Raw genomic sequence first — 8,295 nt, 5'->3', positions numbered from 1 at the left:
AAACAACAGACACACCCGGCACCACCACAACCAAACAACAGCCATGGATCGCTCCGGAGCAACTTTTCAAACTTACCCGGTTTCCAGCCCCGATGCAAATCCGTATTTCAGGATCTATATCGGCAGGAACCCGATTCCCACCTCATTGAGGCGCTCTAATGAGCTACCAGAATTTGGTCTTGAATTTGGGGGTTTGGCCGCCCGCGGTAACCAGCTCTTCGCTGTCTCCCTCGCGGCGACTTAGAAAACAATACACCCACTCAACCCCCACCGCAAATCCACCCTCGAAGGGGTCTTAAACCCCGCCGTTGCGCGGCAGGACGGCCCGCTGGTGCACCCGGCCGCCCAGCCGCCGTCGCACTTTCCTCCTGTGTGCTGCAACACAGCAATCCAGCCGTGTGCGTACAGCCCGGGCGGGCAGCGCTTAAACGCAGAAGGGCCGGCAACCAAATGGTTGCCGGCCCTTCTCAAGCAGCTGGAATCAGCGGTGCTGGATTACCAGGAAGACTTGGTGATGCCCGGGAGCTCACCGCGGTGAGCCATGTCGCGGAAGCGAACACGGGAGATACCGAACTTCTGGAAGGTACCGCGGGGACGGCCGTCGATGATGTCGCGGTTACGCAGACGGATCGGGGAGGCGTTGCGGGGCAGCTTCTGCAGGCCGAGGCGTGCAGCTTCGCGTGCTTCGTCGGTTGCGTTTTCGTCAACCAGGGTCTTCTTCAGCTCGAGGCGCTTTGCAGCGTAACGCTCAACGATGACCTTGCGCTGCTCGTTGCGAGCAATCTTGGACTTCTTAGCCATGGTTTAGCGCTCCTCTCGGAATTCGACGTGCTGGCGGATCTTGGGGTCGTACTTCTTCAGAACCATGCGGTCCGGGTCGTTACGACGGTTCTTGCGGGTTACGTAGGTGTAACCCGTGCCCGCAGTCGACTTGAGCTTGATGATCGGACGTACGTCCTTGTCCTTAGCCATTAGAGCTTCACTCCCCGAGCAAGGATAGAGGCGACGACTACGTCGATGCCGCGTACGTCGATGGTCTTGATGCCCTTTGCAGAAACCTGCAGCGTGACATTACGGCGCAGGGACGGAACCCAGTAGCGCTTTTTCTGGATGTTCGGATCGAACCGACGCTTGTTGCGGCGGTGCGAGTGCGAAATGCTGTGCCCAAAGCCCGGCTCGGCTCCGGTCACTTGGCAGTGTGCTGCCATGACTTCTCCTCAAAGAATTGAATGTAATGATCCGCATATCTGCTGCAGGATCATGCGTGTAAGTGCGACCCAAAGTGATCAGGGTGAACGGTTAGTCACGCAACTTGAGCCCCTAACTACCGGCTACCCTGGAGAAATTTACCGGGCCACCGGAGCAATTGCGCACGCTCCGCGCACTTAGCGCCTACCAAGTCTACGAGTTCAGGCAATTAAAGACCAATCCCGGCCGCGATGGTGTATAGGCGCCTCCTGCCACACCATCCCGGATTCCCCCGTTTAGGGGCGTATCAGCTGGGCATATTTCGGCGCCAGGCCGTCGCCGGAGGACTTGCCCGTAACGCGGCGGACCACCCACGGGCCGGCGAATTCCTTGACCCAGCGGGCATTGGCGCGGAGGGCGTCCACCCGGCCGAGTTCGGGTACCGGCGTCATGGGCGGGACCTCGATGGAGTGGTCGTGTTCGAGCACATCCAGGACGCGCCTGGCCATGTTCGCGTGTCCGGCGGCCGACATGTGCATCCGGTCCTGGGCCCACATACCCCAGTCGTAGTACTCGTTGAAGCGCCAGTAGTCCACCAGCAGGGCGCCGTGGTCCCCCGCTATTCCCCGGACCAGCTCGTTGTAGATGGCGGTGCGTCCCCGCATGGTGCTGAAGACCTTGGAGCCGCGGGCGTCGAACCCAGTGAACATGACCACAGTGGCACCCGTGGCGCTCAGTTTGCGGATCCCGTCGTCGTACTCGGCCAGCAGGTCGTCGATGTCGATCCGCGGCCGAAGGATGTCGTTGGCTCCGGCATAGATGGTCACCAAGGTGGGTTGAAGTTCGACGGCGGCGTCCACCTGTTCGACCATAATCTGGCGGAGTTTCCGGCCGCGGATGGCAAGGTTGGCGTAACCGAAGTCCGGGTTCGCTGCGGCGAGTTGCTCTGCCACTCGGTCGGCCCACCCGCGGACGCCGTTGGGCCGGGTGGCGTCCTCGTCGCCTACCCCTTCCGTGAAGGAGTCACCAAGGGCTACGTACCGGGCCGAAAAGTCCATAGCGTCAGTGTGCCATCAGTTGCTGGGAGCAACCAAGTGCTGTTCCGATCCGGGTTCGGTAATGGCCGGCTGGCTGCGCCTGCCCGTTTGCAGTGGTCGCGCCATCCTGGACAGAGCCACCACTGTCCACCACAAAAGCATGACCAGCAGTGCGTTGCGTACCGTCAGCAGCAGGGCGGCCCCGGGATTCAAGGCATAAATCAGCTGTTTGTATAGCAACGGATAGACAAGGGTGGTGAGGACCGCAATCGCGCCGACGGAGATTGCGGGCACGGCCCATTTCCGTCCACTCATGGCAACGCCAACGCTCACCACAGCAACGAGCCACAACATGAACTGCGGGGAGCCCACCTTGTTGAACACGATCATGGCGGAGACCAAGGCCAGGGCACCGACCATCAGGACCTCCTGGCGGGGAGCGCCCCGACGGACAGCGGCAAGGATGAGGATGGCGATGAGCAGCAGGCTGGCGGCAAGGAGGGGGTTCATCAAAGCACCCACTTGATCCGCCAGTTCGCCGCGAATTTCCATCGTCACGATCGCAAAGTTCGGGTGCACAACAGTTCCGAGGCCCAGGACGGCCTGCCATAGTCCAGGGGTGGTCAGGGGAGCCTCAAGCTGCATACCCCGTTCGCCGTGCGCCTGGATGAAGCCAAGCAGGTTGCGGGCGCCTCCGCCGGCTAAAACTCCAGCCACCATGAATGCAGACACTGCTGCGCCAGCCAAAACAACCTTGAGCCATGCTTTGCTGGACAAGACCAGGGCGAGCACCACAGCCGCGGGCCAGACCTTGATCCAGGTCGCCACGGAAAGCACGGCGGAGGCTATCGCCGGGTGGCTGACTGCCAGTACCAGGCCGACTACCACTATGGGGGCGGATACGCCGTCCACCCGCGAGAAGCTAAGCGGACCCAGCACGGCGGTCAGGATGATCCATAAATACGCCGCTTGCCAGCCGAATTTGATTGCCGGGTGTACCAGGAGCGACGCCACGGCCCCTAAGTTCAGGACAGTGCACAAAAGAAACCACCCGAGCATGTACTGGCCTGGCCCAAAAACGCTGGCGGCAAGCATGGGGAACATTGCTCCGATCGGGTAAACCCAGGGAACGTCGACACCTTGCCAGGTCCCTTCGTCCAGGCCCAGGAAAGCCCAGTCGCGGTAAAGGCTGACGTCCTCGTACGTCTCCCCCGCCGCGATGCGCGGAGTGAGCAAGAGCAGGAACAGGAAGTGCATGGCGACAAAGGCGGCCAGGACGCTGCTTTTTCTAGCTAAGAAGTCGACGGGACCAGGCTTTTGTGCGTGCATGGAGAAGCTCTCTGTTCAGAGTTTGTAAGCGGGGAGAAGTTGGATTGCCGGTAACGTTCAGGATTCGCGGAGGATCCAGTGGTCGTCATCCAGGCGGGCCACGATTTTCTCGCCGATCCTCGCCAGGTCCGCCACGTCCCGCTCCGTGAGCGCGTCGAGGAACTTCACCCGAACAGCTTCCACATGTCCAGGTGCGAGCGCCACCAAGGTTGCCATGCCGGCGTCGGCCAGGTGCGCCGTGGTGACTCGTGCGTCTCCCGGGTGCGGCCTCCGCTCCAGCCAGCCGCGCTTCTCCAGCTTGGTGACCACGTGGGACAGCCGTGACAATGAGGAACTGGTGCGGGCCGCAAGTTCGCTCATGGGGAGGAAACGTCCCTCGGCCTCGGAGAGCATCGCCATGACGTTGTAGTCGAACAGCGACACTTTGCCTGCGGCGTGCAGCTGGGTATCCAAGGCCGCCGGGAGCATGGTGTTGATGCTCAGGAGGGCCAGCCAGGCACGGCGTTCATCGGCGTTGAGCCAGCGCGGTTCGGTCATGTGCTCATTGTAGAAGCTGCAGGTGGTTGAGAGTTCAACTGACGCACGGGTGCGGTGGGCGCGTCCCGGTAGGCTGACCCTATGTTTGTTGTCTCGTTGACCTACAAGGTGCCCCAGGACATCGTGGATTACCACCGTGCGGCCCACATGGCCTGGGTCAAAGAAGCGTTCGACGCCGGCATCTTCCTTGCGTCCGGACGCCGGGTTCCTGCGGTGGGCGGCGTGCTGCTTTCAAGCGTGGACCGCGCCACCCTTGATGCATCGTTGGCCCGGGACCCTTTCTTCAGCAACGGTGTGGCCGAGTTCGAAATCATCGAATTCAAAGCCACCAGCGTGGCAAAAGGCTTCGAGAACCTGCTGGAAGCCTAGGTAGGACGGGCCTGCGCCGGCTGTTCCCCAGCAATTTTCTTCAGGCCGCCCTTCCGCGGCACCGTCACCGGCTCGGGCCAGCGCGGGCTGAGGGCATCACCCAAGGTAATGCCCCTGATCTTGCGTCCGAACAGTGGCAGGACCCAGTCATTGACCCAGCGGCGCTGGCGCCTCTCCCATTCGCGCAGGCTGGGCCTGGCGGGCGGGTCCCATTCCTTGGGCTTGATCTTGTGTGGAATACCCAGCTGATCCAGGACCTGTCCGGCCAGATACTTATGGCCTGCTTTAGACATGTGCAACCGGTCTGAATCCCACATGCGCCGGTCGTGGAAAGCGTCCAGGCACCAGTAGTCCACCAGGACGGCGCCGTACTTCGCAGCAATCTCCCGCACACCCTGGTTGTAGACAGTGTTCCGCTTCTTCAGGGGTTCCAGGAGGGCGGAGACCTTGACGTCGAACCCAGTGAACAGCACCAGCGTGGCACCAGTCCCGGCGAGGCTGGCTACCAGTTTTTCGTAGTCCTCCATCAGCGCCGCCATGTCTGTACCCAGGTCCAGGATGTCATTTCCGCCGGCGTACAACGTGACAAGCGTGGGCCGCATCGCCAGGGCGGGTTCGAGCTGTTCACCAATGATCTGCCGGAGCCGCTTGCTCCGTATGGCAAGGTTGGCGTACCTCCAGCCAGGCTCAGCCTTGGCCAGTTTCTCGGCTACCCGGTCTGCCCAGCCCCGCACGCCGTTGGGCAGGCGTTCGTCCCGGTCCCCCACGCCCTCCGTAAATGAGTCCCCCAAGGCGACAAAGACACGCCGCCCACTTGAGGGAAGCAAAGAATCAGCGCACACCCCGCCACCCTAGGCAACGAAGACAACGCCTGGGTTAACGGCAAGCGACAGGAAGTGAGAGAGGGTCTTGGAAGCGAGGCTAGAGCTCGGCCTTGCCCTGACGCCAGTAACCCATGAACGCGACCTGCTTGCGGTCGATCCCAACGTCCCGCACGAGGTACCGCCGCATGTCCTTGATAACGGCCGCCTCCCCGGCGATCCAAGCGTAGAACGGCATGGCTCCAGCTGGCATATCGGGGTTCTTGGTGGCCTCGATCTCGGCAGTCTCCATCCGCGCGGGAGTCTCCCAGAGGATGTCCACGTCCACATTGACGTCCTCGGGCTCCGGGCCTGCGCCGCCGTCGGACTCTTTGATGCCCACCCAGCCCGGAACGGGGACGGCCGCGCGCACTGCCTGCTGCAGCAGTTCGCCGTGCGGGCGGGAACGGCCGATCGCCGCGCCGCGGGCCAGCCAAGTGATCTCGACGTTGGCGTCCGTCTTGAGGTCAAGGAAGTCCCCTGCCTGCGGCACTTCCAGGAAGGCGTGGCCGGTCATATACGGCGGGAGGTTTTCCAGGATGGCCGAAATGGCGGGGACCGCGGTTTCGTCGCCTGCGAGCAGGACGCGCTGGGCCATGCCGGGCCGCCATTCGATGCCGCCATAGATCTCGGCGGTGTAGCACTGGGCGGCCCGGTTGTTGGGGCCGATGATGGTGATCGCATCGCCCGGCTTGGCGTTTTGGGCCCAGTTGGCGGCCGGACCTCCGTGGCCGTCTGCGTCGAAATGCATCACGAAATCGACGTCGATCTCGGGGTAGACCGAATCCAGCCGCGATTTCCGGACAGTGTAGGTCCGCATGGAGCCGCGCACGGCTGGGTCCATGGCCAACCATTCGCGGTACCAGCCCGCCTGCGTCATTTCGAAGGCCGGCAGGGGAAGCTCCGTGCCGTCCTCGGCCAGTGAAGGAATCATCAGCTTGATCCGCAGGTCCAGGGTGTCCCCGTTCACGCCGAAGTCACGCAGGCAGTATCCGCCGAAGGTGATCCGGCGGAAGTTGGGGCTCAGCTCTTCCACGGAAGAGACGGTGACTTCGAACGCCAGGGTCATGGGCTCGGTGGCGGCGACTTCGCGGGTTTTCATGAAACGAGCTCCAATTCGGTGGCGGTGGCGTGGTGACGGCCGATGGGAATGATCAGTGGCGTGCCGGAGACCGGATCAGGAATCACCCGGGACTCCAGGCCGAAGACGGTACGGACCAGCTCTTCGGTGACAACGGTGGTGGGGTCGCCCAAGGCCACCACTTCGCCACCTTTCATGGCGATCACGTGGTCCGCGTAGCGGGCGGCAAGATTGAGGTCGTGCAGGACGATGGCCACCGTGGTGCCGCGCTTGCGGTTCAGGTCCGTGACCAGGTCCAGGACTTCCACTTGGTGGGCCAGGTCCAGGTATGTGGTGGGTTCATCCAGCAGCAGGACGTCGGTCTCCTGGGCCAGGGCCATCGCGATCCAGACGCGCTGGCGCTGGCCGCCGGAGAGTTCGTCGACGTTCCGCTCAGCGAGTTCCAGCGTTTCTGTGGCTTCCAGCGCCCGTTGCACCGCGAGATCATGGTGTGACAAGTCACCCGGGCTCCAGTTGCGGAAGAAGCCCTGGTGCGGATAGCGCCCGCGGCCCACGAGGTCGCGCACGGCGATACCGTCCGGCGCCGTGGGATGCTGCGGCAGCAGCCCCAGGGTGCGCGCCAGTTCCCGGGCCGGGCGGGAGTGGATGTCCTTGCCGTCCAGCGTCACCACGCCGCCCGCCGGTTTGAGAAGGCGTGACAGGCCCCGCAGGAGCGTGGATTTGCCGCAGGCGTTGGCGCCCACGATCATGGTCACCTTCCCCTCCGGGATTTCCGCTGTGAGGCCGTCCACGACGCAGCGCTGGTCGTACTTCAGCGTGAGGTCCTGGGCGCTAAGAACCGCCATGTCAGGCATCCTTTCGGTTGGCCGTGACCAGGAGCCACAGCAGGAACGGGGCACCAAGCGCGCCGGTGATTACGCCGACGGGCAGCACGGTGCCGTCCAGCAGCAAGGGAGCTAGGTTGGCCGCAAAGTAGTCGGCGGCGAGGACAATCAGAGCGCCTACCAGGGCCGACGCCGGGAGGCTGGCTTTCCGGGTAAAGCGCCGGGCGATGGGACCGGCGAGGAAGGCGACGAACGAGACCGGGCCGGCGGCCGCCGTCGCCACCGCTGCAAGTCCGACGGCGGTGATCACCACGGCGAGGCGGGTGAACCCGACGCGGATACCCAGCCCGGCCGCGGCGTCGTCGCCGAGTTCCAGGATCCGGAGCGGTCCGGCGAGGGCGATGACGGCGGGGACCAGGACCAGGAGCGCCAGCGCCAGCATGCCGGCACGCTCCCAGTTGGCCGAATTGAGCGATCCGTTGAGCCACACGAGCGCGTCCGCTGCCGTGCGGATGTCCGCGCGGGTCATCAGGAAGTTGACCACCGCGTGCAGGGCGGCGGCGATGCCCACTCCCGCAAGGATGAGGCGGCTGCCGGCAGCATTGCCGCGGTTGCCGCCGCCGGAACCCAGCGACGGTCCACGGGAGATGGCGTAGATGAGCGCCGCGATGCCCAGCGCGCCGCCGAGCGCCGCGCCGGACACTGCCGGCCCGGTGGCGCCGAAGACCACGATGGCAGTGACGGCTGCCGCGCTGGCGCCGTAGCTGATGCCGATCACATCGGGGCTGGCCAGCGGATTACGGAGCATGGTCTGGAACAGTCCGCCGGACAGGCCGAAGGCGGCGCCGATCATGATGCCGATGACCGCCCGGGGCAGTTTGTTCTCCATCACGATAAAACTGGCGCCCGGTATCCTTTCGCCGCCGGTGAGGTGGGCGATCAGGATCTTGAAAAAGTCCGGCACAGTCACGGTGTAACTGCCCAGCAGGATAGTTGCGGCGAACAGGAGGACGACGCCAAAGGCCAGAACGGCGGTCCGCCAGTGTTGCGCTATCAGTTTTGGTCGCTTA

At 63.7% G+C, this 8,295-nt stretch carries 12 protein-coding genes; 2 read left to right on the top strand and 10 right to left on the bottom strand.

The features are described from left to right. On the top strand, positions 1-244 hold a 244-nt coding region (locus tag V9L18_RS20550; protein ID WP_337349000.1), incomplete at its 5' end, for a hypothetical protein. Positions 245-495: 251 nt separating this feature from the next. On the opposite strand, the gene rpsN is transcribed toward V9L18_RS20550, so the two are convergent. From rpsN to V9L18_RS20520, 6 genes are all read right to left on the bottom strand, one after another. Beyond that, on the bottom strand, positions 496-801 hold the full coding sequence (gene rpsN / locus V9L18_RS20545) for a 30S ribosomal protein S14 (protein ID WP_015938870.1): 306 nt from the start codon (positions 799-801) through the stop codon (positions 496-498). A gap of 3 nt (positions 802-804) precedes the next feature. After that, complete coding sequence (gene rpmG, locus V9L18_RS20540) at positions 805-972, bottom strand: 50S ribosomal protein L33 (RefSeq protein ID WP_013602737.1); 168 nt, start codon at positions 970-972, stop codon at positions 805-807. After that, positions 972-1,208: a 50S ribosomal protein L28 gene (gene rpmB, locus V9L18_RS20535; protein ID WP_104043693.1), complete on the bottom strand. Its 237-nt coding sequence runs from the start codon at positions 1,206-1,208 to the stop codon at positions 972-974. The genes rpmG and rpmB overlap by 1 nt, the downstream gene beginning before the upstream one ends. 276 nt (positions 1,209-1,484) lie before the next feature. Beyond that, positions 1,485-2,246 (bottom strand): SGNH/GDSL hydrolase family protein, encoded by a 762-nt coding sequence (locus V9L18_RS20530; protein WP_337348999.1) that lies wholly within the window; start codon positions 2,244-2,246, stop codon positions 1,485-1,487. A 15-nt stretch (positions 2,247-2,261) separates the two neighbouring features. Beyond that, positions 2,262-3,554: a glycosyltransferase 87 family protein gene (locus tag V9L18_RS20525; RefSeq protein WP_337348998.1), complete on the bottom strand. Its 1,293-nt coding sequence runs from the start codon at positions 3,552-3,554 to the stop codon at positions 2,262-2,264. Positions 3,555-3,611: 57 nt separating this feature from the next. Beyond that, positions 3,612-4,091: a MarR family winged helix-turn-helix transcriptional regulator gene (locus tag V9L18_RS20520; protein WP_337348997.1), complete on the bottom strand. Its 480-nt coding sequence runs from the start codon at positions 4,089-4,091 to the stop codon at positions 3,612-3,614. 81 nt (positions 4,092-4,172) lie between these two features. Here V9L18_RS20520 and V9L18_RS20515 point away from each other — a divergent pair, with 81 nt between their 5' ends. Next, the gene (locus V9L18_RS20515) at positions 4,173-4,460 is read left to right on the top strand and encodes a YciI family protein (protein WP_337348996.1); all 288 of its coding nucleotides are present in this window, start codon (positions 4,173-4,175) and stop codon (positions 4,458-4,460) included. Here the strand turns inward: V9L18_RS20515 and V9L18_RS20510 are convergent. The 4 genes from V9L18_RS20510 to V9L18_RS20495 all read right to left on the bottom strand — a co-directional run bounded on the left by V9L18_RS20510 (position 4,457) and on the right by V9L18_RS20495 (position 8,282). Then, positions 4,457-5,251, bottom strand: a complete 795-nt coding sequence (locus tag V9L18_RS20510; RefSeq protein WP_443197983.1) for an SGNH/GDSL hydrolase family protein — start codon at positions 5,249-5,251, stop codon at positions 4,457-4,459. The two genes, V9L18_RS20515 and V9L18_RS20510, sit on opposite strands and share 4 nt — an antisense overlap. A gap of 130 nt (positions 5,252-5,381) precedes the next feature. Next, the gene (locus V9L18_RS20505) at positions 5,382-6,422 is read right to left on the bottom strand and encodes a siderophore-interacting protein (protein WP_337348994.1); all 1,041 of its coding nucleotides are present in this window, start codon (positions 6,420-6,422) and stop codon (positions 5,382-5,384) included. Continuing rightward, positions 6,419-7,246 (bottom strand): ABC transporter ATP-binding protein, encoded by an 828-nt coding sequence (locus V9L18_RS20500; protein WP_337348993.1) that lies wholly within the window; start codon positions 7,244-7,246, stop codon positions 6,419-6,421. The genes V9L18_RS20505 and V9L18_RS20500 overlap by 4 nt, the downstream gene beginning before the upstream one ends. Before the next feature lies 1 nt (position 7,247). Next, on the bottom strand, positions 7,248-8,282 hold the full coding sequence (locus V9L18_RS20495) for a FecCD family ABC transporter permease (protein WP_337349003.1): 1,035 nt from the start codon (positions 8,280-8,282) through the stop codon (positions 7,248-7,250). Positions 8,283-8,295: the final 13 nt, after the last annotated feature.

The organism is Pseudarthrobacter sp. CCNWLW217 (assembly GCF_037203985.1).
Taxonomy (GTDB): Bacteria; Actinomycetota; Actinomycetes; order Actinomycetales; family Micrococcaceae; genus Arthrobacter.
This window is presented reverse-complemented; position numbering and strand designations above follow the sequence as displayed.

What these genes read in the sequence shown, in the direction of transcription:
- V9L18_RS20505 (WP_337348994.1), bottom strand. Translation starts at nt 6,422, where the DNA reads ATGAAAACCCGCGAAGTCGCCGCCACCGAGCCCATGACCCTGGCGTTC.
- V9L18_RS20525 (WP_337348998.1), bottom strand. Translation starts at nt 3,554, where the DNA reads ATGCACGCACAAAAGCCTGGTCCCGTCGACTTCTTAGCTAGAAAAAGC.
- rpmB (WP_104043693.1), bottom strand. Translation starts at nt 1,208, where the DNA reads ATGGCAGCACACTGCCAAGTGACCGGAGCCGAGCCGGGCTTTGGGCAC.
- rpsN (WP_015938870.1), bottom strand. Translation starts at nt 801, where the DNA reads ATGGCTAAGAAGTCCAAGATTGCTCGCAACGAGCAGCGCAAGGTCATC.
- V9L18_RS20500 (WP_337348993.1), bottom strand. Translation starts at nt 7,246, where the DNA reads ATGGCGGTTCTTAGCGCCCAGGACCTCACGCTGAAGTACGACCAGCGC.
- rpmG (WP_013602737.1), bottom strand. Translation starts at nt 972, where the DNA reads ATGGCTAAGGACAAGGACGTACGTCCGATCATCAAGCTCAAGTCGACT.
- V9L18_RS20515 (WP_337348996.1), top strand. Translation starts at nt 4,173, where the DNA reads ATGTTTGTTGTCTCGTTGACCTACAAGGTGCCCCAGGACATCGTGGAT.
- V9L18_RS20520 (WP_337348997.1), bottom strand. Translation starts at nt 4,091, where the DNA reads ATGACCGAACCGCGCTGGCTCAACGCCGATGAACGCCGTGCCTGGCTG.
- V9L18_RS20530 (WP_337348999.1), bottom strand. Translation starts at nt 2,246, where the DNA reads ATGGACTTTTCGGCCCGGTACGTAGCCCTTGGTGACTCCTTCACGGAA.